General features: G+C 66.9%; 22 protein-coding genes and 1 pseudogene. 13 read left to right on the top strand and 10 right to left on the bottom strand.

The window, feature by feature from the left end:
• From QBJ92_RS18945 to QBJ92_RS18935, 3 genes and pseudogenes are all read left to right on the top strand, one after another.
• Nucleotides 1-570 (top strand): annotated as a pseudogene (locus QBJ92_RS18945) (hypothetical protein); the annotation flags it as partial.
• Between the two features lie 39 nt (nt 571-609).
• On the top strand, nt 610-1,524 hold the full coding sequence (locus tag QBJ92_RS18940; protein ID WP_277971239.1) for a sulfite exporter TauE/SafE family protein: 915 nt from the start codon (nt 610-612) through the stop codon (nt 1,522-1,524).
• On the top strand, nt 1,521-2,291 hold the full coding sequence (locus tag QBJ92_RS18935) for a TIGR02186 family protein (protein WP_277971238.1): 771 nt from the start codon (nt 1,521-1,523) through the stop codon (nt 2,289-2,291). Before QBJ92_RS18940 ends, QBJ92_RS18935 begins: the two co-directional genes overlap by 4 nt.
• A gap of 22 nt (nt 2,292-2,313) precedes the next feature.
• On the opposite strand, the gene QBJ92_RS18930 is transcribed toward QBJ92_RS18935, so the two are convergent.
• Genes QBJ92_RS18930 through QBJ92_RS18920 form a run of 3 tightly spaced genes read right to left on the bottom strand, consistent with a single transcriptional unit; the run spans nt 2,314 to nt 4,740 of the window.
• Entirely contained in the window at nt 2,314-2,751 is a 438-nt protein-coding gene (locus QBJ92_RS18930; protein WP_277971237.1) for an acyl-CoA thioesterase, read from the bottom strand.
• A complete protein-coding gene (locus tag QBJ92_RS18925; protein WP_277971236.1) occupies nt 2,748-3,521 on the bottom strand; it encodes a sulfite exporter TauE/SafE family protein in 774 nt (257 codons plus the stop codon). The genes QBJ92_RS18930 and QBJ92_RS18925 overlap by 4 nt, the downstream gene beginning before the upstream one ends.
• 10 nt (nt 3,522-3,531) lie before the next feature.
• Nucleotides 3,532-4,740: an LL-diaminopimelate aminotransferase gene (locus QBJ92_RS18920; protein ID WP_277971235.1), complete on the bottom strand. Its 1,209-nt coding sequence runs from the start codon at nt 4,738-4,740 to the stop codon at nt 3,532-3,534.
• Nucleotides 4,741-4,990: 250 nt separating this feature from the next.
• On the opposite strand from QBJ92_RS18920, the gene QBJ92_RS18915 reads away from it, so the two are divergent.
• The 3 genes from QBJ92_RS18915 (at nt 4,991) to clpS (ending at nt 8,217) form a co-directional block, all read left to right on the top strand.
• A complete protein-coding gene (locus QBJ92_RS18915) occupies nt 4,991-6,739 on the top strand; it encodes a PHA/PHB synthase family protein (protein WP_277971234.1) in 1,749 nt (582 codons plus the stop codon).
• A gap of 124 nt (nt 6,740-6,863) precedes the next feature.
• Nucleotides 6,864-7,745 (top strand): phasin family protein, encoded by an 882-nt coding sequence (locus QBJ92_RS18910; RefSeq protein ID WP_277971233.1) that lies wholly within the window; start codon nt 6,864-6,866, stop codon nt 7,743-7,745.
• Between the two features lie 133 nt (nt 7,746-7,878).
• Nucleotides 7,879-8,217, top strand: a complete 339-nt coding sequence (clpS, locus tag QBJ92_RS18905) for an ATP-dependent Clp protease adapter ClpS (protein ID WP_277971243.1) — start codon at nt 7,879-7,881, stop codon at nt 8,215-8,217.
• 16 nt (nt 8,218-8,233) lie between these two features.
• Here the strand turns inward: clpS and QBJ92_RS18900 are convergent, their stop codons facing one another.
• Complete coding sequence (locus QBJ92_RS18900) at nt 8,234-8,905, bottom strand: Crp/Fnr family transcriptional regulator (protein ID WP_277971242.1); 672 nt, start codon at nt 8,903-8,905, stop codon at nt 8,234-8,236.
• A gap of 211 nt (nt 8,906-9,116) precedes the next feature.
• Between QBJ92_RS18900 and murA the strand changes: the two genes are divergently transcribed.
• The 4 genes from murA to QBJ92_RS18880 all read left to right on the top strand — a co-directional run bounded on the left by murA (nt 9,117) and on the right by QBJ92_RS18880 (nt 16,030).
• Entirely contained in the window at nt 9,117-10,400 is a 1,284-nt protein-coding gene (gene murA, locus QBJ92_RS18895; RefSeq protein ID WP_277971232.1) for a UDP-N-acetylglucosamine 1-carboxyvinyltransferase, read from the top strand.
• Between the two features lie 150 nt (nt 10,401-10,550).
• Complete coding sequence (locus QBJ92_RS18890) at nt 10,551-11,711, top strand: serine hydrolase (RefSeq protein ID WP_277971231.1); 1,161 nt, start codon at nt 10,551-10,553, stop codon at nt 11,709-11,711.
• A gap of 48 nt (nt 11,712-11,759) precedes the next feature.
• On the top strand, nt 11,760-14,516 hold the full coding sequence (gene polA / locus QBJ92_RS18885; protein ID WP_277971230.1) for a DNA polymerase I: 2,757 nt from the start codon (nt 11,760-11,762) through the stop codon (nt 14,514-14,516).
• Between the two features lie 98 nt (nt 14,517-14,614).
• Nucleotides 14,615-16,030 carry a lipopolysaccharide biosynthesis protein gene (locus tag QBJ92_RS18880; RefSeq protein WP_277971241.1) on the top strand — a complete coding sequence of 472 codons (1,416 nt, stop codon included), beginning with the start codon at nt 14,615-14,617 and terminating at the stop codon, nt 16,028-16,030.
• A 156-nt stretch (nt 16,031-16,186) separates the two neighbouring features.
• Here QBJ92_RS18880 and purH read toward each other — a convergent pair whose 3' ends face one another.
• The 4 genes from purH to QBJ92_RS18860 all read right to left on the bottom strand — a co-directional run bounded on the left by purH (nt 16,187) and on the right by QBJ92_RS18860 (nt 21,658).
• Entirely contained in the window at nt 16,187-17,752 is a 1,566-nt protein-coding gene (gene purH, locus QBJ92_RS18875; protein WP_277971229.1) for a bifunctional phosphoribosylaminoimidazolecarboxamide formyltransferase/IMP cyclohydrolase, read from the bottom strand.
• Between the two features lie 71 nt (nt 17,753-17,823).
• A complete protein-coding gene (locus tag QBJ92_RS18870; RefSeq protein WP_277971228.1) occupies nt 17,824-19,566 on the bottom strand; it encodes a heparinase II/III family protein in 1,743 nt (580 codons plus the stop codon).
• Nucleotides 19,567-20,229 (bottom strand): ribulose-phosphate 3-epimerase, encoded by a 663-nt coding sequence (gene rpe, locus QBJ92_RS18865; protein ID WP_277971227.1) that lies wholly within the window; start codon nt 20,227-20,229, stop codon nt 19,567-19,569. It abuts the gene before it with no gap.
• A 154-nt stretch (nt 20,230-20,383) separates the two neighbouring features.
• The gene (locus QBJ92_RS18860) at nt 20,384-21,658 is read right to left on the bottom strand and encodes an RsmB/NOP family class I SAM-dependent RNA methyltransferase (protein WP_277971240.1); all 1,275 of its coding nucleotides are present in this window, start codon (nt 21,656-21,658) and stop codon (nt 20,384-20,386) included.
• A 102-nt stretch (nt 21,659-21,760) separates the two neighbouring features.
• On the opposite strand from QBJ92_RS18860, the gene QBJ92_RS18855 reads away from it, so the two are divergent.
• On the top strand, nt 21,761-21,928 hold the full coding sequence (locus tag QBJ92_RS18855; RefSeq protein ID WP_242137985.1) for a DUF1674 domain-containing protein: 168 nt from the start codon (nt 21,761-21,763) through the stop codon (nt 21,926-21,928).
• 256 nt (nt 21,929-22,184) lie between these two features.
• On the opposite strand, the gene QBJ92_RS18850 is transcribed toward QBJ92_RS18855, so the two are convergent.
• Both QBJ92_RS18850 and tsaD read right to left on the bottom strand, forming a co-directional pair.
• A complete protein-coding gene (locus tag QBJ92_RS18850) occupies nt 22,185-23,162 on the bottom strand; it encodes an NAD(P)H-dependent glycerol-3-phosphate dehydrogenase (protein WP_277971226.1) in 978 nt (325 codons plus the stop codon).
• The gene (gene tsaD / locus QBJ92_RS18845) at nt 23,159-24,190 is read right to left on the bottom strand and encodes a tRNA (adenosine(37)-N6)-threonylcarbamoyltransferase complex transferase subunit TsaD (protein WP_277971225.1); all 1,032 of its coding nucleotides are present in this window, start codon (nt 24,188-24,190) and stop codon (nt 23,159-23,161) included. Before tsaD ends, QBJ92_RS18850 begins: the two co-directional genes overlap by 4 nt.
• A 105-nt stretch (nt 24,191-24,295) precedes the next feature.
• Between tsaD and hemC the strand changes: the two genes are divergently transcribed.
• Together hemC and QBJ92_RS18835 are read left to right on the top strand one after the other, a co-directional pair.
• On the top strand, nt 24,296-25,213 hold the full coding sequence (gene hemC / locus QBJ92_RS18840) for a hydroxymethylbilane synthase (RefSeq protein ID WP_277971224.1): 918 nt from the start codon (nt 24,296-24,298) through the stop codon (nt 25,211-25,213).
• Between the two features lie 7 nt (nt 25,214-25,220).
• A complete protein-coding gene (locus tag QBJ92_RS18835; RefSeq protein ID WP_277971223.1) occupies nt 25,221-25,904 on the top strand; it encodes a uroporphyrinogen-III synthase in 684 nt (227 codons plus the stop codon).
• Nucleotides 25,905-26,013 lie beyond the last annotated feature (109 nt).

Here is a 26,013-nt window from a genome sequence, read left to right as displayed (position 1 = left end):
GTGACCGGGGGACAATTGGGCGGATCGCAAGCGGGCATCCGGATCGTCCGGTCGCTCGACCGACGCGGGCGCGTGGCGATCTCGGGGCGGTTGACCACCCCGTTCGGCGCGGGTCTGCGCGAGGCGTCGGTCGGCCTCGAATGGCAACCGACGCGGTTGCCCATGCGGCTGGTGGCCGAACATCGCTTCGTGCTGGGCTCTGGAACGGGCGGGCCCGGGATCGGGCTGGTCGGCGGGTTCGGTCCGGTTGCCGTGCTGCCGAAGATCCGCGCGGAAGGCTATGGGCAAGCGGGCGTGCTCCACCGCACGCGCACCGAACCTTATGCCGACGGCGCGCTGCGGCTGACTCATGACGTCGCCCGCGTCGGCGGGGCGCGGGTCGCGCTTGGCGCGGGGGCATGGGGCGGCGCGCAACGCGGGGCGGCGCGGCTCGATGTCGGCCCGACGCTCGCGGTCTCCGTACCGGTCGCCGACAAGACGCTGCGGATGACACTCGACTGGCGCGAGCGGATTGCGGGGCGCGCGCTGCCGGGGTCGGGACCGGTGCTGACGCTGGGCACCGATTTCTGAGTCGCGGCTTTGATCGCGCCGCGCTATCGCATGGGGACCATGGACATTTACCTGCCCATCGCGAATCTCTCGGTCAATGCACTGGTCATCATCCTGCTGGGCGGCGGGGTCGGCTTCGTGTCGGGGATGTTCGGCGTCGGCGGCGGATTCCTGATCACGCCGTTGCTGATCGTCTACGGCATCCCCCCGACCGTCGCCGCCGCCTCCGCCGCGAGCCAAGTGACCGGCGCGAGCGTGTCGGGCGTGTTCGCGCATGTTCGCCGGCAGGGCGTCGACTTCAAGATGGGTGGGGTGCTCGTCGCGGGTGGGATGGTCGGGTCGGTCGCGGGCGGCTGGATCTTCCGGCTGCTCCAGGCAAGCGGGCAGATCGATACCGTGATCGCGATCGTCTACGTCCTGCTGCTCGGATCGATCGGCAGCATGATGGCGGTCGAGGCGTTCGGCGCGATTCGCGCGATGCGGTCGGGCGCGGCGGCGCGACCGCGCAAGCGGCGGCATCACCCGCTCGTCGCGGCGCTCCCGCTGCGGACGCGCTTTTATCGCTCGGGGCTGTATATCTCGCCGCTCGCGCCGCTGTTGCTTGGCTTCGGGGTGGGGATCCTGACGATCCTGCTCGGGGTGGGCGGCGGGTTCATTCTGGTGCCCGCGATGCTCTATCTGCTCGGCATGACGACGCAGGTCGTCGTCGGCACGTCGCTGTTCCAGACGTTGTTCGTCACCGCGACCGCGACGATGGTGCACGCGACGACGACCAAGGCGGTCGATATCGTGCTCGCGGTGCTGCTGCTGGTCGGCTCGGTCGCCGGCGCCCAGGTCGGCGCGCGGTTCGCGAGCAAGGTGAAGCCCGAATATCTCCGGCTTGCGCTCGCGATCATCGTGTTGCTGGTGGCGGGGCGGATCGCGCTTGGGCTGGGCTGGCGTCCGGACGAGATCTACTCGGTCGAGCTGTCGTGAAGCGGTGGCTGCTCGCCGCGCTGGCGGCACCGCTGCTGATGGCGCAGACCGCGTCCAAGCCCGTCCTCGTCCCCGACGTGTCGCAGCGCGACATCGAGATCCGCTACAGCTTCACCGGTGCCGATCTGCTGCTGTTCGGCGCGATCCTCTATCCGGGCGGACGCTTGCCCGACGATACCAAGCCGACCGACATCGTCGTGGTGGTAAAAGGGCCGACGCAATCGATCCTGGTGCGTGAGAAGGACAAGCTCGGCGGGCTGATCTGGGTCAATGCGGCGCGGCTGCGCTATCGTTCCGCGCCGAGCTATTACGCGATCGCCTCGTCCCGGCCAATCGAGCAGCTGATGAACGCGCGGACTCGCGCGATCTACGAACTCGGGCTCGGCAGCCTGCAATTGTCTCCCGCCTCCAGCGCGCCGCCATCGGAGCAGGACCGGTTCGCGCGCGGGCTTGTCGATCTGAAGGGACGGTCGGCGCTGTACGTCGAATCACCAGGCGCAGTCGAGATTACCGACGGGGTGCTGTACCGCGCCCGCGTCGCGATTCCCGCGCGCGTGCCGGTCGGGCGGTTCACCGCGGAGACCTTCCTGATCCGCGACGGTCGCGTGCTCGCCGCCGCGACGCGCGAGATCGAGATTCGCAAATCCGGGTTCGAGCGCTTCGTCGCTTACTCCGCCGAGCATTGGTCGATCGCGTACGGATTGGTCGCGGTAGCGCTGTCGGTGCTGTTCGGCTGGGCGGCGGGGTGGATCGCGCGGCGGTTCTAGCGAAACGGCGACCCTCCCCCGCCTATAGCCGTTCCAGAAACCCCCGAACGTCCTCCGCGATCGCGACGGCCTTGCCGGTCGGCAGATGAACGTTGACCACCGTCATCTCGATCACCGTATGCAGGTCGCCCGTTTCTGCGTGGCACAGCTCGAACCGTTGCGTCAGGCTCGAGCGGCCGATCCGATCGATCCGCACGAACGCTTCGATCGTATCGCCCCAGACGAACGGCTTGAGATAGTCGATCGCGGTATGGCGCACGTGGAATTCGGTGTCGTGCCACGCCGCGCCCAGCGCCGCGCCGATCCCGGTCCAGTCCCAGAAGTCGGTGACGGCGACGTCGGCATATTCGAGGTAGCGCGAATTGAAGACGACCTTCTGCCCGTCGATCTCGGCATAACGCACGCGAAACCGCGTCGAAAAGGCGAAGCCGGGGCGGCCCGGACCGTGCGGATCCGTCACAGCAGCAGCTTGATGCCGACGAGCGCCAGCACGACCGCAAGGATCGGGCTGAGCACGCGGTCCGAAACACGCGTCGCGATCAAGCTGCCAACGATGATTCCCGGGATCGACCCGAGTAGCAGCGACACCAGCAACGATCCGTCGACCGAACCGAGGATCCAGTGCCCGATCCCGCCGAGCAGGGTCAGCGGCACCGCATGCGCGATGTCCGACCCGACGAGACGGTTGATCGGCAACGTCGGGTACAGGATCAGCAACGCGGTCATCCCGAGTGCCCCTGCCCCGACCGAGGTCAGCGACACCAGCACGCCGAGCACCGCGCCGAGAAGGATCGTCAACCGCGCCTGCCGCCGCGACCCGACCGCGCCGAGACGCGCGGACAGCGCTGTGACGATCCGCCGCCGGAGCAGCGTCGCAAGCCCCGACAACAGCAAGGTGATCCCGAGCACGACCGAGATGACATGCCCGGTATTGGCCGATCGCTCGCCTTCGTAGTGCAGAATGACGAGCGTCAGGATCGCGGCGGGAACGCTCCCCGCGGCGAGCCTTCCGACGACTCCCCAGTCGACCGTGCCACGCCAGCCGTGCACCGTCGTCCCCACCGACTTGGTGGCGGAGGCATACAGCAGATCGGTGCCGACCGCGGTCGCCGGATGGAAACCGAAGGCGAGCACCAACAGCGGCGTCATCAACGAGCCGCCGCCGACCCCGGTCAGCCCGACGATCAGGCCGACGAGCACGCCGGCCAGCGAATACAGTGGCGTAATCATCCGGCTGGGATCAACCGGCCTTGGCGCTCGGCGTGTTGACGCCCATCGACTGGAGATACTTCTTCACGTTGCGCGCGGCCTGCCGCAACCGTTGTTCGTTCTCGACCATCGCGATGCGCACAAAGCCTTCTCCGTTCTCGCCATACCCCACCCCTGGCGCAACCGCGACGTTGGCGCTTGTCAGCAATTGTTTGGAGAACTCAAGGCTACCTAGGTGCGCGAGCGCGGGCGGGAGCGGCGCCCAGGCGAACATCGACGCGCGCGGGGCGGGAATGTCCCATCCGGCGCGCCCGAAGCTCTCGACCATCACGTCGCGGCGCTTGTGGTACAGCTGCCGGTTCGCCTCGACGATGTCCTGTGGGCCGTTGAGCGCAGCGCACGCCGCCGCCTGGATCGGCGTGAAGGCGCCGTAATCGAGATACGATTTCACCCGCGTCATCGCCGCGATCAGCTTGGCGTTGCCGACCGCGAACCCGATCCGCCACCCCGCCATCGAATAGGTCTTGGACAGCGATGTGAACTCCACCGCAATGTCCTTGGCACCCGGCACCTGCAGGATCGAAGGCGTCGGATTGCCGTCGTAATACAGCTCGGAATAGGCGAGATCGGATACGATCCAGACTTGATTCTGCTTCGCCCACGCGACGAGGCGTTCGTAAAACGCGAGATCCACGGCTTCCGCGGTCGGATTCGACGGATAGTTGACCACCAGAACCGACGGACGCGGCACGGTAAACGCCATCGCGCGCTCGAGCGATTCGAAATACGCTTCGTCGGGCGTGGTCGGCACCGCGCGGATCGTCGCGCCGGCGATGATGAAACCGAAGGTGTGGATCGGGTAGGACGGGTTGGGTGCGAGCACGACGTCGCCCGGCGCGGTGATCGCGGTGGCGAGGCTGGCGAGTCCCTCTTTCGAGCCCATCGTCACGACCACCTCGGTCTCAGGATCGAGATCGACCCCGAACCGGCGCCCATAATAATTCGCCTGCGCGCGACGCAGCCCGGGGATCCCCTTGGACTGCGAATAGCCATGCGCATCGGGCTTGCGCACGACCTCGATCAGCTTCTCGATCACATGCGGCGGGGGCGGCAGATCGGGGTTGCCCATGCCGAGGTCGATGATGTCCTCCCCGCCCGCGCGCGCCGCCGCCCGCATCGCGTTGACTTCGGCGATGACATAGGGTGGCAGGCGTTTGATACGGTAGAAATCTTCGGACATTGCGCGAAACCTGGCTTGAGGAGACAGAACCTTACGCCAAACGCGCACGGTTCGTCACCCCATGGACGCTGTTCGGCATGAAACGGCCCCCAAAGCGACCATCATCCGCAAAAGTGGGGGGCCGATGCAGCCCGGTCTCTCCCCCCGCCCGGAACTTCGCAATGCGTTCAAGCGGTTGATTGAGCGCGCGATCCGGCATGACGCCGCTGCGTCCGTGCGATAGAAGAGACCAAACAGGATCGAGGATGCCATGGCCGATTCGGATACCACCACGCCGCCGAGCACCCCGCCACCCAGCCTCGCCGACATGCAGCACTGGACGTGGGTGCTCGGGCGGGCGCAGCAAATGCTGCTCGAACAAGGCCTTGCCACGATGAGCGCGAGCAACCCGCTGTTTCCGGCAATCCCCGGCCTGACCGATCCCGCGACGATCGCGCGGACGCAGGATTTCTGGACGCAAAGCCTGTCGCTGTGGCAGCGGATGCTCGACCCCGCGCAGCCAGCACCCCGCGCCGAATCCCCCGAACGGGCGCGCGACAGGCGCTTCAAGGACTCGCGCTGGCACGACGACCCGGTGTTCGACTTCATCCGCCAGAGCTATTTCCTCGTATCCGACACGATGCTCGCGCAGATCGAGGCGCTGGACGGAGTCGACGACAAGCAGCGGGACCATATGCGCTTTACGGCGCGTGGTTTCCTCGATGCGATGAGCCCGACCAATTTCCCAGCGACCAACCCCGAAGTCATCGAGAAGACGATCGAGACGCGCGGCGAGAACCTGCTGAAGGGCCTGCAGAACATGCTCGCCGATCTCGGCAAGGGGCAGTTGACGCATACCGACCAGAGCGCGTTCGAACTCGGTCGCAACATCGCGATGACGCCGGGCAAGGTGGTTCATCGCACCGACTTGTACGAACTGATCCAGTACAGCCCGACCACTGAGAATGTTCTGGCCACTCCGCTGGTAATCTTCCCACCGTGGATCAACCGCTTCTACATCCTCGACCTCAGCCCCGAAAAGAGCTTCATCCGCTGGGCGGTGGAACAGGGCATCACCGTGTTCATGGTGTCGTGGCGCTCGGCGGACGCGACGATGAAGCATGTCGTGTGGGATGATTACATCGCCGCGCAAATCGACGCGATCGACACGATCCGCGGCGCGCTCGACGTGCCCGCCGTCCATACGATCGGTTATTGCGTCGCAGGCACCACGCTGGCGGCGACGCTTGCAATCCTCGCCGCGCGTGGGGAAGCGGACAAGGTTGCCAGCGCGACGTTCTTTACCGCTCAGGTCGATTTCGAGAAGGCGGGCGAATTGCTCCATTTCGTCGCGGACGACCAGCTCGCGCTGATCCGATCGCTGACGCCCGACGGCTTCCTCGACGGGCGTTACATGGCGGCGGTGTTCAACCAGCTGCGCGGGCGCGACCTGATCTGGAACTACGTCACCAACAACTATCTGCTGGGGAAGGACTATGCGCCGTTCGACCTGCTCCACTGGAACGGCGACACGACCAACCTACCCGCCGAGTGGCACATCGCCTATCTGACCGATCTGTACCGCGACAACCGTCTCGTCAAACCCGGCGCAATGTCCGCGCTGGGGACGCCGATCGACCTGTCGCAAGTCGCGACGCCAGCCTACATCCAGGCGGGGCGCGAAGATCATATCGCTCCCGCTGAAAGCGTGTGGGCGATGATGCACCATTTCGTCGGACCGAGACGCTTCGTCCTGGCGGGATCGGGGCATATCGCGGGCGTGGTCAATCCGCCGTCGGCACAGAAATACCAATATTGGCTCAATCCCAAGCCCGTCGAGCGATTCGAGGACTTTGTCGCGGGCGCAACCGAGACCAAGGGAAGCTGGTGGCCGGACTGGCGCGAATGGCTCCGCAGCCTTGGCGATGATCCGGTTTCGGCGGATGGCCCACGCGTTCCCGGAGCAGGTTCGCTGCCCGCCCTGGGGGAGGCTCCGGGGAACTACGTAAGGACTCGATAAGCCCGCAATTCCAATATCCTGCGCACTGCACATTATGAATGCTGCAGTGCACCATTAACCTTGCGCCGGTTCACGACTTGGGGTATATTGCGCCGCAGCATAAGTGCTGCAGGAGAACCCGGTCATGGCCACCAAAGGCCCGAAATCCGTCGCGTCGAAGCGGATCGTCAAGCCAGTCGTGAGCGGCGCGAACGCGACGTCCGATTCGCCGCCGGTGCCGTTCGTCGCGCACCCCGCCCCCATCGTCTCTGCTCCGAAGCTCACCCCCAAACGCGGTCCGGTCGCAAAGTCCGCCCCTCTTGCGGTCCAAGTGCCGGTCGAACCCGCGAAGCCCGTCGCGGCAGCAGCACCCGCAACCCCCGCCGTTGCACAGCCTGTCAGCCCGCCGCCTGCCGAAAAGGCCGCCGAACCCGCCGTGGCGCCCGTTGCGGCACCGGTGGTTTCGGCTTCGGACGAAATCCCAACGCCATCCACCACTCCAGCCATTTCTCCTCCAGCCACCTCCACCCCCGCCATCGCGCCTGCGACGGCCATCATGCAGAAGGACACGAGCACCATGGACGCAACGATCAACACCGCTGCCGAAACCGCGCAGACCCAGGCCACGACGATGTTCGCCGATGTGAACGATCGTGCGAAGACCGCGATGGAGAAGGGCTCCAAGATGATCGCAGAGCTGAGCGAATTCTCGAAGGGCAACCTCGAGGCCGTCGTCGAGTCGAGCAAGATCGCGGCGAAGGGCGCCGAGGACATCGCACGTTACACCAGCGATTATGTCCGCACGTCGGTCGAGAAGGCCAACACCACCGCCAGCCAGTTCGCGTCGATCAAGTCGCCGACCGAGTTCTTCAAGCTCCACAGCGAGATGACCAAGCAGGCGATGGATTCGATGATGGCGGAAACCGCCAAGTTCACTGAGGGTTACGTCAAGCTGCTCGGCGAAATCGCCCAGCCGATCTCGAACCGCGTCGCGGTTGCGGTCGAAAAGGTAAAGGTCGTCGCATAAAGCGACCTCCCGCTACGCTGGCGAAGGGCGGCTCCCGATAGGGAGTCGCCCTTTTCCTTTGTGTGGACCCCTTGCCCTGAGGGGGCGCAATGCCATATTTTAGCGTTGCATGACCGACCCAACCCCCACCTCCATGGCTGAGCGCCGCGACGACGGAACCGACGATTCCGATCGGGACGGCAGCACCGGAGTCGCTACGCGTACGCGTTCCAAGACCAAGCAGCCGACGCCCTACCGCGTCCTGTTGCTCAACGACGATTACACCCCAATGGAATTCGTGGTGCTGGTGCTCCAGCGCTTCTTCCGGATGGATATGGAAGCCGCGACTCGCGTGATGCTGCACGTCCACCAGAAGGGCGTCGGAGTGTGCGGAATCTTCAGTTACGAAGTCGCCGAGACCAAGGTCGCGCAGGTGATCGAATTCGCCCGGCAGAACCAGCATCCGTTGCAATGCATGCTCGAGAAGGTCTGACACCGCCACCGGCGTGTCAGGCGGCGGCCGGTAGCCACGCAAGATCGAGGTCGGCGTAGCGATCGATGTAATTCGCCGCACGCATCAATTTCGGTTCGTCGAGGAACCGAACGCGACCCGCTTCCCGCACGATCAGTTTTTCCTCCTCGAGCTGCCGCAGCATTCGATTGACGTGCACTGCGGTTAGCCCGGTGGCATCGCCGATCTCTTCCTGCGTCAGCCCCAGCACGAAGCTGCTCGTGATCGATCGGTCGAGCATCTTCATCCGGTTGCGGATTTCCACCAGTGTCGCCGCGACTCGCGCCTTCGCCGACGTCCGCCCGATCGCAGCCAACCGGTCGGTCAACGCCGCGCGCTCGATCTGGTTGTAGATGAGAATCAACGCCGCGATCCGGGGCTGCGCCAGCATCAACGCGCTCAGCACGGATCGGTCGAACGGCGCTACGACGCAGTCGCTCAACGCAGTGATCGTCTCTGTCGCGTCGCCATAGATCATGTTGGTGACCGCAAGCAGGTCGCCGGCGAAATGGAAGCGGAGGATTTGCCGGCTGCCGTCATCAAGCAGCACGGAACTCATCATCGTTCCCTTGCGCAAAACGTACATTTCGGTCGCGCGGTCGTTTTCCCGCTGCAACGTCATGTTGCGGCGGAGCAGACGCTCGCGCTCTTCGAGCCGGTCCAGCGCCATTCGTTCCGACGGCGTCAGGTCCGCGATGTCGCCGAGACGATCGGCGAAACAACTTTGTGGCACGCAGTGATCACCCCTTGTTCTGCTTGTGCACAGAGCAGTCTGCCGAAAACTTTGCCTTAAAGTCGATCAATCGTTCGAACGAGACGTGCGAAAGGCGATTCCCGTCGCATCGGCTTGCGCAAGCGGGGCAAGACGATAAACGAGATCGATGGACCGTATTCTCATTCGGGGCGGCAACCGCCTCTCAGGCCGTCTTCCCATTTCCGGTGCGAAAAACGCCGCGCTCACGCTGATGCCGTGCGCGTTGCTGACCGAGGAACCGGTGACGCTCCGCAACCTGCCGCGGCTCGCCGACGTCGACAGTTTCGGGCATCTGCTCAACCAGCTCGGTTGCTCGACCCGGATCGAAGGCGCACGCCCGGAAGATTTCGGCCGCGTGATGACGATCCGCGCGGGCAAGCTGACTGCGACCGAGGCCCCCTATGACATCGTCCGCAAGATGCGCGCGTCGATCCTGGTGCTCGGCCCGTTGCTGGGGCGCGCGGGCGAGGCGACGGTGTCGCTGCCCGGAGGCTGCGCGATCGGCAATCGCCCGATCGACTTGCATCTGAAGGCGCTGGAAGCGATCGGCGCGCAGCTCGAAATGGCGGCGGGCTATGTCAAGGCGATCGCGCCCGGCGGGCGGCTGTCGGGCGGCACCTACCGTTTCCCGGTCGTTTCGGTCGGCGCGACCGAGAACGTCGTGATGGCGGCATCGCTGGCACGCGGCGGCAGCCGGATCGAGAATGCGGCGCGCGAGCCCGAGATCGTCGATCTTTGCAACTTGCTGGTCGCGATGGGCGCGAAGATTTCCGGGATCGGCACCGAAACGCTCGAAATCGAGGGCGTCGACCGGCTCCACGGCGCGACCTACCGCGTGATGCCCGACCGGATCGAGGCGGGCAGCTATGCCTGTGCCGCGGCGATCACGGGCGGGTCGCTCGAACTCGTCGGCGTGAAGGCGAGCGACATGCTCGCCACGATCGAGGCGCTGCGCCAAGCGGGCGTGACGATCGAGGAGCGCGGCGAGAATTTGTTCGTCGAAGCGAACGGCCCGCTGCGTCCGGTTACGCTGTCGACCGCGCCCTTCCCCGGCTTCGCCACCGACATGCAGGCGCAGTTGATGGCGATGCTGTGCATGGCCCCCGGCGAAAGCACGCTCACCGAGACGATCTTCGAGAACCGGTATATGCACGTGCCCGAGCTTGCGCGGATGGGGGCGGACATTCATGTCTCGGGCCGCACCGCGGTCGTGCGCGGCGTTGACCGGCTGGTCGGCGCCCCGGTGATGGCAACCGATCTGCGCGCGTCGATGAGCCTGATCATCGCCGGGCTGGTCGCGCAGGGTGAGACCCAGGTCAGCCGCGTCTATCATCTCGATCGCGGCTATGAACGGCTCGAGGAGAAATTGAGCGCGGTCGGCGCGGACATCGAGCGCGTCGGCGACGGCTGACCACGCTGGTGTAGCGCGGCAGGGGAGCTGCCCCGCCTCGTCGCGCCGGCAAGGCACCTTGTCGCACTGAACCGCCGCAGCCATTCCTGGGACATGATAAGGCCTTATCGCAACGATCCAGAGCGTAAGCAGGGGTGGGGATAATATTCGGTGGGTTCGTACATTCTTCCTCGCTCTTTCTCCAAACCCGTAGCCCTGCTCGCGCTGACCGCCGCCTTGTGCGCGTGCGGTTATGACGCGCATGTCCAGGCCGCGAGCAGCACGGGCGCGCAATCCCCGCTGATCGTCGCAATCCCACCGCGCTCGGGGCCCTCGACGGGACAGCGCGTGCTGCCCGCCCCGCCGATGCTTGCCGCCACCGTTTCGCAGCTCGTGCGCAACTTCAACGGCAAGGTCGGCGTCGCGGTGCGTAGCGTCGACGACGGCTGGATGATCGATGCAGGCGGCAACCAGCGTTTGCCGCAGCAGAGCGTCAGCAAATTGTGGGTCGCGATGACCGTTCTGTCCGCGCGCGATGCGGGCAAGCTGCGGCTGGACGATCCGATCACGCTGACGCGCGACGACATCACGCTGTTCCATCAGCCGATCGCGGGGTTGATCCGAAGCGGTACCGGCTATCGCACGACCGTCGGCGAACTGCTCCAGCGCGCGCTGACGATGAGCGACAATACGGCAAACGATCGGTTGCTGCGCCTTGTCGGCGGACCCGGCGCGGTACGGAGCTTCGTCACACGCAAGGGGCTGGGCGCGATCGGCTTCGGGCCGGGCGAGCGGATGCTCCAGGCGGGCACCGCTGGGCTGACCTGGCAACCGTCCTATGCCTTCAACGACGGGTTCAATCGCGCGCGTAACGCGTTGCCTCGCGCCGAGCGGCTTGCCGCCTTCAACCGCTATGTCGCCAGTCCGCCCGATGGCGCCGCCCCCGCCGCGATCGCGAGTGCCCTCGCCCGGCTCAAGCGCGGTGGACTGTTGTCGGCGGAATCGACCTCCTATCTGATCGGGACGATGCAATCCTCGCATACCGGCAAGATGCGGCTGCGCGGTGCGGTGCCGACCGGGTGGAGCTTCGGGCACAAGACCGGGACGGGACAGGATTTTGCCGGTCGGACCGCGGGCTATAACGACGTCGGCCTGTTGATCGCGCCGGATGGGCGGACTTACGCAATCGCGGTGATGATCGGCGATACGCTCCGGCCGATCCCGGCACGGCAGGCGTTGATGCAGGCGGTGGTGTCAAGCGTCGTTGCCACCCATGCCAGCACCGCGTCCGCGACCACTCGCCGTACGAACGGTGCCCGCTCACACGGCTGAGCGCAAAGCGGGCTTCTGCTAGGGCACAGGCGCTGCTATCGCGGCAAAATGCCGCATCTTTATCTTGTCGATGGCTCGGGATACATTTTCCGCGCCTATCACCGCCTCCCCCCGCTCACCAACAAGCATGGCGAGCCGGTCGGCGCGGTCTATGGCTATACCACGATGCTGTGGAAGCTCGCGGACGAGGTGCATGCCGCGGACGGCCCGACGCATATGGCGGTCATCCTCGACAAGTCGTCCAAGACTTTCCGCAATGACCTGTACGACCAGTATAAGGCGCACCGCCCGCCGCCGCCCGAGGATTTGGTGCCGCAGTTCCCGATGATCCGCGATGCGACGCGCGCCTTCTCGCTGCCGTGCATCGAGACCGAGGGGCTGGAGGCGGACGACATCATCGCCTGCTATTCGCGCGCCGCGCTCGCGCAGGGGTGGGAAGTGACGATCGTGTCGTCGGACAAGGATCTGATGCAGCTGATCGAGCCTGGGCTCGACATGTACGACACGATGAACAACCGCCGCCTTGGCGCGGAGCATGTTGCGGAGAAATTCCACGGCATCACGCCCGCGCAACTCGGCGACGTGCTCGCGCTGATGGGCGATAGCGTCGACAACGTGCCGGGCGTCCCCGGCGTCGGCCCCAAGACCGCCGCGAAATTGATCCTCGAACATGGCGATCTTGAGTCCGTCCTCGCCTCGGCCGAGGGGATGAAGAAGGGCAAGCTGCGCGATAATCTGATCGAACATGCTGACATGGCGCGGCTGTCCAAGGAGCTGGTGACGCTCAAGTGCGACGTCGCCTTGCCCGAGCCGCTCGAGGATCTCGAACTCAAGGGCATTCCCGATGCGCCGCTGCGGGCGTTCCTCGAGCATCACGGGTTCCGCTCGCTGCTGGCCAAGCTGTCGGCGGTCGCGGATGCGCCGGTCCCTGCACCCAAGTCCGTCCCGACCGAGCAGGATCCGCCGTGCGAGGTCGACTCATACGAGACCGTCGTGGACGAGGCCGCGCTCGATCGCTGGATCACGCTCGCGCGACATCAGGGCTGGATCGCGATCGATACCGAGACCACCGGGATCGATGCGACTCGCGCCGACCTCGTCGGAATCAGCATGGCGCTGCATCCCAACCTCGCCTGCTATGTCCCGCTCGCGCATGGCGGTAGCGGGCTGTTCGCGGAAAAGCCGGAACAGCTGACGGTCGAAGTCGCGCTGGCGAAGTTGAAGCCGTTGTTCGAGGACCCGTCGGTCCTCAAGATCGGGCATAACCTCAAATACGACATGATCGTGCTCGGGCGTTTGGGCGTCGGCGTCGCGCCGTTCGACGACACGATCCTGATGAGCTTCGATCTCGACGCGGGGCTCCACGGACACAGCATGGACGAGCTCGCCGCGACGCATCTGTCGCACAGCTGCATCGCGTTCAAGGACGTGGTCGGCGTCGGCAAGTCGCAGCGGACCTTCAACGAAATCGATCTCGTCGCCGCCACCCGCTACGCCGCCGAAGACGCCGACGTGACGCTGCGGCTGTGGCGTCGCTTCAAGCCGCGCCTCGCCGCCGAGGGCGCGACGCGCGTCTACGAGATGGTCGATCGCCCGCTCGCGCCCGTCATCGCGCAGATGGAGCGGCACGGGATCAAGGTCGATCGCGAACGGCTCGCGCAACTGTCGGGCGAATTCTCGACGCAGATCGGCGCGCTTGAAGTCGACATCCACGCGCTCGCGGGCGGTGCCTTCACGATCGGCAGCCCCAAGCAATTGGGCGACGTGCTGTTCGAGCGAATGGGGATCAAGGGCGGGCGCAAGGGCAAGTCCGGGGTTTACTCGACCGACGTCACCGAACTCGAGCGGATCGCCGCGGACAAGGATTCTCCGGGCAAGGACATTGCGACCAAGGTGCTCGAATGGCGGCAGCTGTCCAAGCTCAAGTCGACGTATACCGATGCGCTGCAGGCGCAGATCAATCCCGCGACGGGCCGCGTCCATACGTCCTACTCGCTGACCGGCGCGCAGACCGGGCGGCTGTCATCGACCGACCCAAATTTGCAGAACATCCCGATCCGCACCGAAATCGGCCGCCAGATCCGCGACGCGTTCGTGGCGGAGCCCGGCAACGTCCTGCTAGCAGCGGATTACTCGCAGATCGAACTGCGTCTGGCTGCGCATATGGCGGACGTCCCACAGCTTCGCGATGCGTTCGCCAGCGGTGCCGACATCCACAGCCTGACCGCGCAGGAGCTGTTCGGCGAGGTCAACCGCGATACGCGCGGACGCGCCAAGACGATCAACTTTGCGATCCTCTACGGCATCAGCCGCTGGGGTCTTGCGGGCCGTCTCGATGTGACCGCGGACGAAGCGCAGGCGATGATCGATCGCTATTTCGATCGCTTCCCCGGCATTCGCAATTACATCGCGCAAACCACCGAGACGGTGCGTGCGAACGGCTACACCACCACCTTGTTCGGGCGGAAGACGCACTTCCCGCGCATTGCCTCCAAGATCCAGCACGAACGCCAGGGGGCCGAGCGCGCCGCGATTAACGCACCAATCCAGGGTACGTCCGCCGACATCATCAAGCGCGCGATGGTGCGGATGGGCCCGGCGTTGCTCGAGGCGGGCCTGACCAACGTGCGGATGCTGTTGCAGGTGCATGACGAACTCGTGTTCGAACTCCCCGAAGGTGACGTCGCCGCGGCCAAGCCGGTAATCGAGCGCGTGATGGCGACTGCCGCCGAACCCGTCGTCCAGCTCAGCGTGCCGCTCGGCATCGAGATCGGCACTGGCCTGAGCTGGGGGGCCGCGCATTGACGCCAGTAACGGGGGGCGTCCCGACCGACCGTGGGGGCACGGACGACGAGATCAATGCGCTTGCCAAGGGTGGCCGGACTAACATCCTCGGCTTCCTGATGCGGCTCGTCGCGCGAATCCCGTTCCTGTTCATCGCAGGTCGGCTGTACGGGCCGGATACGCTCGGCACCTTCGCGCGCGCAGTGCTGTTCGTCGAGGTGGCGGCGTTGCTCGCGACCTTCGGACTTAAGCGGGGCCTGGCGCTTGCGATATCGGATACCGATCGTCCGCATGTCGATATCGTGTGGGATTGTCTCGTCGTCGCCGCGCTCGCCTCGTTCACCGCGAGCGGGATCCTGCTGCTGCTCCCCGACCTGATGTATCACAATAGCGCGCCGACCGGGCTCGAACGGCTACTGCCGTGCATCATCGTCTTCACCGCCTGGTCGGACATCACGCTCGCGGCGCTTGCCTATCGCCGCAACGTCAAGGCAACGGTCACCGCACGCGCGGTGATCGAGCCGTGGACGATCTCGATCGCGGCGGGGGTGCTCTATCCCATCGCACCGCATGACGGGTTGGTGATCGCCTACATGCTGTCGATGATCGCCGCGCTCGTCGCATCGCTGGTGCCGTTCTGGCGGAGCTATGGCGCGCCCGTTGGATGGCGGCTACATCCGGGCCGAACGATCGCTTTGATTCGCCGCAACGCACCGCTTGCCGGCGCGGATGCGCTCGAATGGGGGACGCGCAACGTCGACCGCTCGATCCTGTTCCTGATGTTCGAACCCCGCATCGTTGGAATCTACTGGATGGCGCAACAGGTCGCGTCGATCCCGGGCAAGCTCAAGACGAGCTTCGATCCGATCCTCGGTCCCGTCATTACCACCAGCCTTGCGCGCGGCGACACGAATGCCGTCGCGGCACAGGTCCGGCAGGTCGGCTTCTGGATCCTCGCCGCGCAGACGGGGCTTGCGCTGATGGGCTCGATCCCGGGCGAAGCAGTGATGGGGACGGTCGGCCCGCAATTCGTCGCGGGAACGGCAGCGCTGTCTTTCCTGCTGTTCGCGGAAGCCGCCGCCTCGACCGGCGCGGTATGCGAATCCGCATTGGTGTATATCGCGCGGTTGCAGAACATGGCGATTTCAATCGGCATGCTGCTGTTCCAGGTAGGGTTGAGCTACGGGCTGATCTTCGCGATGAAGACTGTCGGCTGGCCAGTCGCGTATCAGGCGGCGGGGCCAGCGGTCGCACTGTTCGTTTCGGTGTCGATCACCTCGGTCATCAAGTCGACCTATCTGTCGCGGTTGCTCAAGGCGCCTGTCGCGGGCTGGCGCTGGGCGATGGTGTGGGCGGTGCTCGCGACCTGCGTGGCCGGGGGTTTGTTCACCGCGCTCCCCAAACGCTACGAATGGGCCGAGCTCGCGATCGGCGAGCCGGTGATGGCGGCGATCTATCTCTACGTGCTGTACCGCTGGGCGTTCCGAGAGGAGGACCGCGCGCTAATTCGTCGGAAGCCGGCAGTAGCAGGGTAAGCTGCGGACAGGGTTGGCCTGAGTTGCCCCCTTCCGTCATTCCCGCGAAGGCGGGAATCCATTAGCGCCGTAGTTCGGTAACGGGCACAGCCAGCCAGTATGGATCCCCCGCCTACGCGGGGATGACGGTGGGTTCGGAAGCGGAACTCCGCCCGATCAATGCCGGAAGTGGCGCACCCCGGTGAACACCATCGCGAGGCCCGCCGCATCCGCCGCCGCGATCACTTCGTCGTCGCGGATCGAGCCGCCCGGCTGGATCACAGCCGTCGCGCCTGCCTCGACCGCCGCCATCAGCCCGTCGGCGAACGGGAAGAACGCGTCCGACGCGACCGCCGAGCCGATCGTGCGCGGCTCACCCCAGCCTGCCTTGTCGGCGGCGTCCTTCGCCTTCCACGCGGCGATCCGCGCGGATTCGAGCCGGTTCATCTGCCCCGCGCCGATGCCGGCGGTGCTGCCGCCCTTGGCGTAGACGATCGCGTTCGACTTGACGTGCTTGGCGACCGTCCAGGCAAAGCGGCAGTCGGCGAGTTCCTGCTCGGTCGGTGCACGCTTGGTGACGACCTTCATCTCGGGACTGGATTCGCCGTCGCGGCTCTGGACGAGCCAGCCGCCGGTGATCGCCTTGGCGAGCAGACCCGCCCGCGCCGGATCGGGGAGCTCGCCGGTCAGCAGCAGGCGCAGGTTCTTCTTCGCCGCGAAGATCGCGAGCGCTTCCTCGTCCGCGTCCGGGGCCACCACGACCTCGGTGAAGATCCCCGCGATCGCGCGCGCGGTCGCACCGTCGAGCCGGCGGTTGAGCGCGATGATCCCGCCGAACGCCGACACCGTATCGCAAGCAAAAGCAGCGCCATAGGCCGCTTCGAGCGTCTCGCCAGTCGCGACGCCGCATGGGTTGGCGTGCTTGACGATCACGCAGGTCGGCGCGGCGTCACGGTACTCGCTGATCAGGTCGAGCGCGGCATCCGCGTCGTTGAGGTTGTTGTAGCTGAGCTCTTTACCCTGCACCTGCCGGGCCTGACCGATTCCGCGCGGCGCGCTGCCGCCTGCGGTGTAGAAGGCCGCCGACTGGTGCGGATTCTCGCCGTAGCGCAGCGACTGGCCACGCTGCAAAGTGATCGCGAGCGTCTCGGGGAAGGCTTCGCCCTGGTCGACCTGGCCGAACCACGTCGCGATCATGCCGTCATAGGCGGCGGTCGCGGCATAGGCCTTGGCGGCGAACTTGCGGCGATCTGCCAGCGTCGTGCTGCCGCCCGCGACCAGCGCATAGTCCGCCGGATCGGTCACGATCGCGACGAAAGCGTGGTTCTTTGCCGCAGAACGCACCATCGAGGGACCGCCTATGTCGATATTCTCGATGATTTCGTCCCGTTCCGCGCCCTTTGCGACGGTCGCTTCGAACGGATAGAGGTTGACCACGACCAGATCGATCGCACCGATCCCGTGCTCCTCCATCGACGCGACATGCGCCGCATCGTCGCGCACCGCGAGCAGCCCGCCGTGGACCACCGGGTGGAGCGTCTTGACGCGACCGTCCATCATTTCGGGGAAGCCGGTCAGGTCCGAAATATCACGCACCTCGAGCCCAGCGTCGCGCAGCGCCTTGGCGGTGCCGCCGGTCGAGACGAGCTCGACGCCGTGCTCAGCCAGCCCTTTGGCGAGATCGACGATGCCGGTCTTGTCGGACACCGACAGCAGCGCGCGGCGGATCGGGATGGTGGTCATGGCGGCTTGGCTCCGGGGGAAGGAAGGCGGGAGGAATGTCGCGCACCCCCTGCCCGCTCAGCCCGCGAAATTCAATGCGCGCGCTTGAGAACCCAGCCGACATTCGCACCGCCGGCAGGCGCTTCCCCAGAAACGACGAGCTGGAAGGTCGCGTGCGGGCGCCCCTCGGCATCGATCCACAGACTGTCCTCGACCGTGAGCATCCCGCCGCGGCAGCGGAACTGCCACATGCCGCCGCCGGGCAAACGCAGCAACGCCGCCATCCCGTCTGCGGTCGGCGACACCTGCACCCCGAACCCGAGGTGGAAGCGGATCGCGAAAACGGACGGCTGGATCTTGCGCTGTTTTGGCGCGGGCAACAGCACGTCCTCACCGCGAATTTCGCGGCCGTCGTTGGTCATTACCAATTGGCGGCGATGGAGCAGGCCGAACCGGCGGACATAGCCGTCGTGGCTTGCTTCGATCCGGCTCGACATTTCGCTTTCCTGGCGGACCAGTTCGACTTCGGCGACGCCACGGCCGAGCGTACCATCGGCGTGGATCGCGGTCGAATTGCTGTCGCCCAGCACGAGCGTCGAATGCGCCGCGGTGGTCCGCAGCCCCTCGCTCAGATCGACCGGAAGCTGCGCGATCCCGCTGCGCGCACCACCGCAATTGACGATGATGCGGTCGGGCCCGTCGGAGACTTCGATCGCGAGCGTCGAGGCGCAACCGCCCTCTACCAGGCGCGCCACCGGCGGGGGGGCGCCGTCCAGCAGCATGACCGCGGACCCGGCTGCGAGCCGTTGATACCCCCAGTCGCGCGCTTGCCGCAGCGGACGAGTACGGACGCCGCTCGCCGCGATCACCTGCGCCAGTGCCTCCGCGCCATAGGGTCCGCCGCCCTGCCAGCTCCCGAGATCGCGATCCGTGTGGCAGATGCCGAGAAGCGCGGCGACGAGCTTGCCCAGCGTCTCCAGGAGGAACGCGGGCGGATCGAGCCGTCGCGCATCGTAGACCTCGCGCAGGCTGGTCAGCAGCATCACCAGATCGACTTGCGCGGCGGGGGAGCGCGCAACGTTGCCGCCATCCTCGTAGATCGACGCGAGCAGCCCGCGCAACAATGCCGCTTCGACCACCGACCGACGCGGATCACCGCCCGGAATCAGCAACGTCGCCGCGACCATGCCGCATAGCGCCGCAACGCGCGGCGCGCCCTGCGGCGCTTTTTCCGCCGCACGGTCGATATGCCGGGCGCCGCGCGCCAGCGTGTTGAGCACGCGACTGCGATAGACGAGATCGGCGGAGGACAGGATCAGCGGGGCGTGCGCGGTCCAGAACAGAATGCGGCGTCCCCACAGGTCCGCGCGCCACGCCGGCTCGCTGACCGTATCGGCATGAGCGTCGAGCCACAGCCGCATAAGAAATTCGGCGACCGGAGTCGCCTGCGCGCGCGTCGCGACCGTCGACAGGTCGCGCAGCCAGGCGAAACCGTGCAGATACTCCGCGAACGCCTTCGACCAGTCGGGCTTGCTCAGATCGATCGTCTCGAGATCGCGGGTTTCACCCCGAAATGCCAGCACCCCGTCGAGCAATGCATGGCCGCGCGCGACGTCGCCGAGGAACGGATCGTCCGGGACTGCGATCAACTTGAGCGGGTGCCGTCCCTTGAGCCGCATCCCGTGGATCGGCGTGCGCCACGTCAATCGGTGGAAGTGCTCGGACAGCCGTTCGGCAAGCGACAGGCCCTTGTCGCCACCGACGCGGAGCAGGCGCTTGCCCTCGTCGATCCCGTCGCGCTGCGTTTCGTCTTCTGGAACCGGATGTCCGCGCATTCAGCCGCGGAGACCCGCGATATTGGCGGCATAGGCGTCCGGCCCGCCGCGGAAAGTCGCGGTGCCCGCGACAAGCGCGTCCGCACCCGCCGCGATCGCCCGCGGCGCGGTAACGAGGTCGATCCCGCCATCGACTTCGAGGTCGATGGCATAGCCGCCCTTGTCGATCATCTTGCGGACGCTCTCGATCTTGCGGAGCGAACTTTCGATGAACGCCTGACCGCCGAAGCCAGGATTGACGCTCATGATCAGCACGAGGTCGACCGTATCGAGCAGGTAATCGAGCGCCTTGGCCGGAGTCTGCGGGGTCAGTACGACACCCGCGCGCTTGCCGAGGCTGCGGATGTGCTGAAGGCTGCGATGCGTGTGTGGCCCCGCCTCGACATGGATGCTGATCGTGTCCGCGCCCGCCTCGGCGAACGCCTCGAGATATGGGTCGACCGGCGCGATCATCAGGTGGACGTCGAGCGGCTTGGTCGTGTGCGGGCGGATCGCTTTCACCACCCCCGGCCCGATCGAGATATTGGGGACGAAATGGCCGTCCATCACATCGACATGGATCCAGTCCGCGCCGGCGGCGTCGATCGCGCGGATCTCCTCGCCGAGCTTGGCGAAATCAGCCGAGAGGATGGACGGGGCGATGCGGACGGGGCGCTGGGACATGGTACGTCGAGCCTGTAGCACGCCCTAGGCAGGGGACAAGCGCGCGATGGAACCTGCGGGTCTTGCAATACTGTATGTGGTTGTTGGTTTGCGGTCGGGCGAGGAAATCGCGGCATTGGGGGGAGCGCACAAACAGCCCGCCCCCCCCGAAAAATCAACCCCGCCGCTGCCAGCGCGCGATGAAGAAGCCGTCGTTGCCGCCGGGCTTGACCATTCCGGGCAAGGTGCGGACGCACCCCTTGGCGTCAGGTACGATCCCGGCGGGGAGTTCGTCCGCGCCGATCGGCACCAGCGCGAAGTCGGGCCGCGCCGCGGCGAAGCGTTCGCGCTGCTTCTCGCCCTCGGCGGGTTCGAGCGAGCAGGTCGCGAAGACGAGCGTTCCGCCCGGCCGCACCCATTCCGCAGCGCGCGTCAGCAGGCTGGTCTGGAGCGCCGCAAGATCAGTGATCTGCGACGGGCGCACGCGGTGAAGCACGTCGGGGTGGCGGCGGAAAATCCCGGTCGCGCTGCACGGCGCATCGAGCAGCACCGCATCGACCGGGGCGGGTGGCGCCCATTCGAGCACGTCGGCCTGGACGATCTCCGCCGAAAGCCCGGTCCGCGCGAGATTGTCGTGAAGTCGCGCGAGACGACTTTCGGACGCATCGACCGAGGTCACGCGCCAGCCGGCACTCGCGAGCTGCATCGTCTTGCCCCCGGGCGCCGCGCACAGGTCGAGCGCGCTGCCCGCGCCCTTGCCGAGCAAGCGTGCGGGGAGCGAGGCGGCGATGTCCTGCACCCACCAGCGGCCTTCCTCGAACCCGGGCAGTTCGGGCACATGCGCCGAATCGATCCGGATCTGGCCAGGCAGCAACGAGACGCCGCCCAGCTCCTCGACGAACCGCGCGGTCTCGTCCCAATCGGCCAGCGTCAGGTCGAGCGGCGGGGGGGCCGCCATCGCCTCTTCCGCCGCGTGGATGCCGTCGTCCCCCCACGCCGCGTGCCAGCGCAGCGCGACCGGATCGGGCAGCGTTGGGAGTTCCGGGAGCTGGTCACCGTTCCGCGACAATGTCCCGAACACGCCGTGGACGAGCTTGCGCGGGCCGCCGTCGACCAGCGGCAGCACGGTCGCGATCGCGGCATGCGACGGCGTGCCGAGCGACAGCGCCTGGACGAGCGCGATGCGCAGCGCGAACCGCGCCTTGGAATCGTCGGGCAAGCGCGTCTTGGTCGCCGAGTCGATCAGCGCGTCGAGATCGGGCAAGCGCCGCAACACTTCCGCCGCGATCGCATGCGCCAGCGCGCGGTCATCGGCGCGGTCGATCCCCGCGGTCGCACGGCCGATCGCGGCTTCGAGCGGCAATCCTTGGCGGAGCACCGCGTCGAGCATCCGGAGCGCAGCGCGGCGGGCTGGGACGCCTGGCGCTTCGACGGGTTCGGGGCGGGGCATGTAACGACGAGGCGGGGGGAGGGTCACGGGCTTGAACTCTTCGCAAAGGACCGCCAACTGACGGGGGACGCCTTATCTCATGCGTCTGCAAGGAAGTCCCTCATGGCCGCTCGTCCGCCGCATGTGAAGCCACCAGCCTATCTCAGCAAGAATACGCCGGTGCCAGCGCCCGATCCCAAACCCGAGCCGCGCGACGCGCGCGACCATCTCGGGCTCGATCCCACGCGCTACGGCGACTGGGAGTTGAAGGGCATCGCGATCGATTTCTGAGCGACCCCACTGGGCACCCGGGCTCGAACCCATGTCCGTCGAGCGCAGATCCTGCGACGCATTCTTGAGTAAGACGCCGTTTCTTTTAGCCGTTCGTGCTGAGTAGAGACCGAGTAGCCCGTCTTGGGGCGTATCGAGGGCTCGTATCGAAGCACTGTTACGCTCGATAACCTGTCCTTCGATACGCCGCTTCGACTTCGCTCAGCAGCTACTCAGGACGAACGGAGTGGTTGAGCCACCCCGGCGACGTCGTTCTTTACCGCACCTCGCGGCGCAACGGCCGTGCCAGCAACGCTTCGATCACCGACCCAACGTCCGCGCCGCCGAGCAACGCGCAGACGGCCTCGACCACGGGCATCTCGACCCCGATCGCCGCCGCCGCGACGCGCAGCACCGGCGCGGTCGCGGCGCCTTCCGCGACCGTCACGCGGTCCGACAGCAGGTCTTTTGCACGCTTCCCCTGCCCCAGCCCGATCCCGAGCGAGAAGTTGCGCGAGCTGGTCGACGAGCAAGTCAGCACCAGATCCCCGAGGCCCGATAGGCCACTCAGGGTTTCCGCCTGCGCGCCGCGCGCCAGCCCGAACCGGACCATCTCGGCGAAACCCCGCGCGATCAGCGCGGCGCGCGCGTTCTGGCCAAGCCCGGCGCCCTCGACCACGCCACACGCGATCGCCAGCACGTTCTTGACCGCGCCGCCGATTTCCGCGCCGGTCACATCGGTCGTCGCATAAGGCCGCAGCGCCGGACCCGCGAGCCGGTCCGCCAGCGCGGCGCCGAGCGCCTCGTCCGCACACGCCAGCGTCACCGCGGTCGGCTGGCCCGCGGCCACTTCATGCGCGAAGGTCGGACCCGACAGCACCGCGATCGGCGCCTCGGGATGAATCTGCCGCGCGACCTCGCCGACCAGCATTTGCGTTCCCGCCTCGATCCCCTTGGCGCATAGCACCAGCGGCGTCGCGCCGACCGCGGTTTCGGCGAGCACCGCGCGAACATGCTGCGCCGGAACGACGACCAGCAACGCATCGCATGCGGACAGCGCGCCGAGCGACCCGGTCGCCTCGATCGTCTCGGGCAGCGGGATTCCGGGCAGGAAGCGGTCGTTCTGGTGAGTCGCGTTGATCCCCGCGACGACATCCGCCTCGCGCGCCCACAGCAAGACGCGCTCGCCCCCGCGCGCCGCGACCTGTGCGAGCGCAGTGCCCCACGCGCCGCCGCCGATGACTCCGATCTTCATGCCTTCACTCCCGCACCACGCACCGCTTCCGCGCCCGGATCGAGCGGCCAGCGCGGCCGCGCTGCGACATCGAGCGGATCGGTCAACCCGGCGGCGAAGCGTTCCGCGCCCGCCCAGCCGATCATCGCGGCATTGTCCGTGCACAGCCATAGCGGCGGCGCGACGAAGCGCAGCCCGTTCGCCGCCGCCAGATCTGCAAGCGCCGTCCGCACCGCCCCATTGGCGGCGACCCCGCCCGCGACGACCAGCGCCGTCGCGCCATGCGCCCGGCCCAGCGCGCGCACGGTGCGATCGAGCAGGCAATCCACCACCGCCTGCTGGAACGACGCGGCGATGTCCTCGACCGACCACGTTCCCGCCGCATGGGCACGAACGACCGCGCTTTTCAGTCCGGCGAACGAGAAATGCGGCTCGGGCGACCCTTTGAGCGGACGCGGCAGCGGGACCATCGGGCGCCCCAGCCGCGCCGCCGCCTCGACCGCGGGACCTCCCGGGAAACCGAGCCCGAGCACCTTGGCGCTCTTGTCGAACGCTTCGCCCGCGGCATCGTCGATCGTCGTCGCGAGGCGGCGGTAGCGGTTGACCCCCTCGACCAGCAGCAACTGGCAATGCCCGCCCGAGACGAGCAGCAGCAGATAGGGGAAATCGAGATCGGGATCGGACAGCCGCGGGCTGAGCGCATGCCCCTCGAGATGGTTGACCGCGATCAGCGGCTTGCCCGCGGCGTGCGCCAGCGCCTTGCCCGTCACCAGTCCGACCATCACGCCGCCGATCAGCCCCGGCCCGGCGGTCGCGGCGATCGCATCGACCTCGGCAAGCGTGACTCCTGCATCCGCCAGCGCCGCCTCGATCAGCGGTGCCAGCACTTCGACGTGCGCGCGCGCCGCGATTTCTGGAACGACGCCGCCGAACGGGCGGTGCGCCGCCTCCTGCCCTGCCAGGCGGTGTGCGAGAACCTGACGATCCGACGTGACGAGCGCCGCGGCGGTTTCGTCACAACTGGATTCGAGACCGAGAATGAGTGCCATGCGCCATCCCTACCGTCTCGCCCGCGACTTGTCCCCTCCTTGTCGACGCCCCCCACTTGTCGAAGATCGGTCGATTCGTCATGACAAGCGCGGAAGGGGTGATCCGTGACACAACCGCTAAAGCTGGGAACCCGCGGCTCACCGCTCGCGCTCGTCCAGGCTAATATGGTGCGCGAAGCGTTGTGCGCGGCGCATGGCTGGGACCGGGCGGCGGTCGAGATCGTCACGATCCGCACGACCGGCGATCGCCGCCAGGACGTCGCGCTTGCCGAGATCGGCGGCAAGGCGCTGTGGACCAAGGAACTCGACCGGGCGCTGCTCGCCGGTGAAATCGACTTCGCGGTCCATTCGATGAAGGACGTCGAAACCGGCCGCCCCGATACGATCACGATCGCCGCGATGCTGCCGCGCGCCGACGTGCGCGACCGGATCATCGGCGCGGACAGCGTTGCGGCATTGCGCGACGGCGCGGTGGTCGGCACGAGCTCGCCGCGCCGCGTCGCGCAGGTGAAGCGCTTGCGCCCCGATCTCGTCACGATTCTGCTGCGCGGGAACGTCGATACGCGGCTCGCCAAGGTAACCGCCGGGGAAGTCGACGCGACGTTGCTGGCGGCGGCAGGGCTCGAACGGCTCGGGCGAATCGAAGTCGGCAGCTGCATCCCGATCGACGTGATGCTTCCCGCCCCGGCGCAGGGTGCGGTCGGGATCGAAGCGCGGACCGCCGATGAGCGCGTCCGCACGCTGCTCGGCGCGATCGACCACGCGCCGACCCACGCCTGCGTCCTGCTCGAACGCGGCTTGCTGGCGGTGTTGCAGGCGGATTGCCATTCTCCGGTCGCAGCACTCGCGACGCTTGACGGGACGGCGGTGACGCTACGCGGCGAACTGTTCGCGGAGGACGGCAGCGCACATGTTGCGGGAACCGTCAGGGGTGCGATCGACGATCCGACCCTCGCCGCGCGACTGGCCGAAGATCTGCTCGATCGCGCCCCCCCGCCGGTCCGCGCGCTGTTCGCGGGATGACGCTGGAATGACGCGGGAATTGGTCGTGCTGCGTCCGGAGCCGGGCAATGCGGCAACGCTGGCGCGTGCGCAGGCGGCGGGGTTCGACGCGGTGTCGCTGCCGATCTTTGCGGTCGAACCGCTCGATTGGACACCGCCCGATCCGGCAGCACACGATGCGCTGATCCTGACCAGCGCCAACGCGCTCCGGTTCGGCGGCCCTGCGCTCGTCGCGTTGCGGCGCTTGCCGGTGCTCGCGGTCGGCGCGCATACCGCCACCGCCGCGCGCGATGCCGGGTTTACCGTCCTGGCATCGGGCACCGGCAATGCGGCAGACATCGTCGCGCTGGCCGAACGAAGCGGCGTGCGGCGCGCGCTCCATTTGACCGGGCACGATCGCACACTCCAGGTCGGCGGCATCGTCTCCGCAGTGATCCCGGTCTATCAAAGCGTGCCGTGCGCGGTCGATCCGGCAGCGCTCGGAATGCTCCAGGACCGGGTCGTACTGCTGCATTCGGCGCGCGCGGCGAAACGGATCGGTGCGCTGGTCGAGTCCGCCGCCCTTTCGCGCGACCGGATCGCGCTGGCTGCGTTCAGCCCCGCGATCGCCACCGCCGCGGGGTCCGGTTGGGCTGCGATCGCCGTGGCGGCAACCCCGGATGACACAGCGCTGTTCACTGCGGTGCGAGCGCTTGCAACGACGAGCCGTTGACCGTTCGCGTCCGGGCGATGATAAGACCACGCTATGGACGAAAAAACGCCCGCCGTCCCCGAGACCGACATCGCGGCCCAGGCCCACGGGCAGGACAGGTATCACGCCG

It is taken from the genome of Sphingomonas echinoides, assembly GCF_029623395.1.
In the GTDB taxonomy this organism is placed as follows: domain Bacteria; phylum Pseudomonadota; class Alphaproteobacteria; order Sphingomonadales; family Sphingomonadaceae; genus Sphingomonas; species Sphingomonas echinoides_A.
Note: the sequence above shows the minus strand (reverse complement) of the source record. Positions and strands in the feature narration are given on the sequence as shown.

What these genes read in the sequence shown, in the direction of transcription:
- QBJ92_RS18910 (WP_277971233.1), top strand. Translation starts at nt 6,864, where the DNA reads ATGGCCACCAAAGGCCCGAAATCCGTCGCGTCGAAGCGGATCGTCAAG.
- QBJ92_RS18880 (WP_277971241.1), top strand. Translation starts at nt 14,615, where the DNA reads ATGCGGCTCGTCGCGCGAATCCCGTTCCTGTTCATCGCAGGTCGGCTG.
- QBJ92_RS18940 (WP_277971239.1), top strand. Translation starts at nt 610, where the DNA reads ATGGACATTTACCTGCCCATCGCGAATCTCTCGGTCAATGCACTGGTC.
- QBJ92_RS18920 (WP_277971235.1), bottom strand. Translation starts at nt 4,740, where the DNA reads ATGTCCGAAGATTTCTACCGTATCAAACGCCTGCCACCCTATGTCATC.
- rpe (WP_277971227.1), bottom strand. Translation starts at nt 20,229, where the DNA reads ATGTCCCAGCGCCCCGTCCGCATCGCCCCGTCCATCCTCTCGGCTGAT.
- QBJ92_RS18900 (WP_277971242.1), bottom strand. Translation starts at nt 8,905, where the DNA reads ATGGCGCTGGACCGGCTCGAAGAGCGCGAGCGTCTGCTCCGCCGCAAC.
- QBJ92_RS18835 (WP_277971223.1), top strand. Translation starts at nt 25,221, where the DNA reads ATGACGCGGGAATTGGTCGTGCTGCGTCCGGAGCCGGGCAATGCGGCA.
- QBJ92_RS18925 (WP_277971236.1), bottom strand. Translation starts at nt 3,521, where the DNA reads ATGATTACGCCACTGTATTCGCTGGCCGGCGTGCTCGTCGGCCTGATC.
- purH (WP_277971229.1), bottom strand. Translation starts at nt 17,752, where the DNA reads ATGACCACCATCCCGATCCGCCGCGCGCTGCTGTCGGTGTCCGACAAG.
- tsaD (WP_277971225.1), bottom strand. Translation starts at nt 24,190, where the DNA reads ATGGCACTCATTCTCGGTCTCGAATCCAGTTGTGACGAAACCGCCGCG.
- QBJ92_RS18870 (WP_277971228.1), bottom strand. Translation starts at nt 19,566, where the DNA reads ATGCGCGGACATCCGGTTCCAGAAGACGAAACGCAGCGCGACGGGATC.
- murA (WP_277971232.1), top strand. Translation starts at nt 9,117, where the DNA reads ATGGACCGTATTCTCATTCGGGGCGGCAACCGCCTCTCAGGCCGTCTT.
- QBJ92_RS18860 (WP_277971240.1), bottom strand. Translation starts at nt 21,658, where the DNA reads ATGCCCCGCCCCGAACCCGTCGAAGCGCCAGGCGTCCCAGCCCGCCGC.
- QBJ92_RS18855 (WP_242137985.1), top strand. Translation starts at nt 21,761, where the DNA reads ATGGCCGCTCGTCCGCCGCATGTGAAGCCACCAGCCTATCTCAGCAAG.
- polA (WP_277971230.1), top strand. Translation starts at nt 11,760, where the DNA reads ATGCCGCATCTTTATCTTGTCGATGGCTCGGGATACATTTTCCGCGCC.
- QBJ92_RS18850 (WP_277971226.1), bottom strand. Translation starts at nt 23,162, where the DNA reads ATGAAGATCGGAGTCATCGGCGGCGGCGCGTGGGGCACTGCGCTCGCA.
- clpS (WP_277971243.1), top strand. Translation starts at nt 7,879, where the DNA reads ATGGCTGAGCGCCGCGACGACGGAACCGACGATTCCGATCGGGACGGC.
- QBJ92_RS18915 (WP_277971234.1), top strand. Translation starts at nt 4,991, where the DNA reads ATGGCCGATTCGGATACCACCACGCCGCCGAGCACCCCGCCACCCAGC.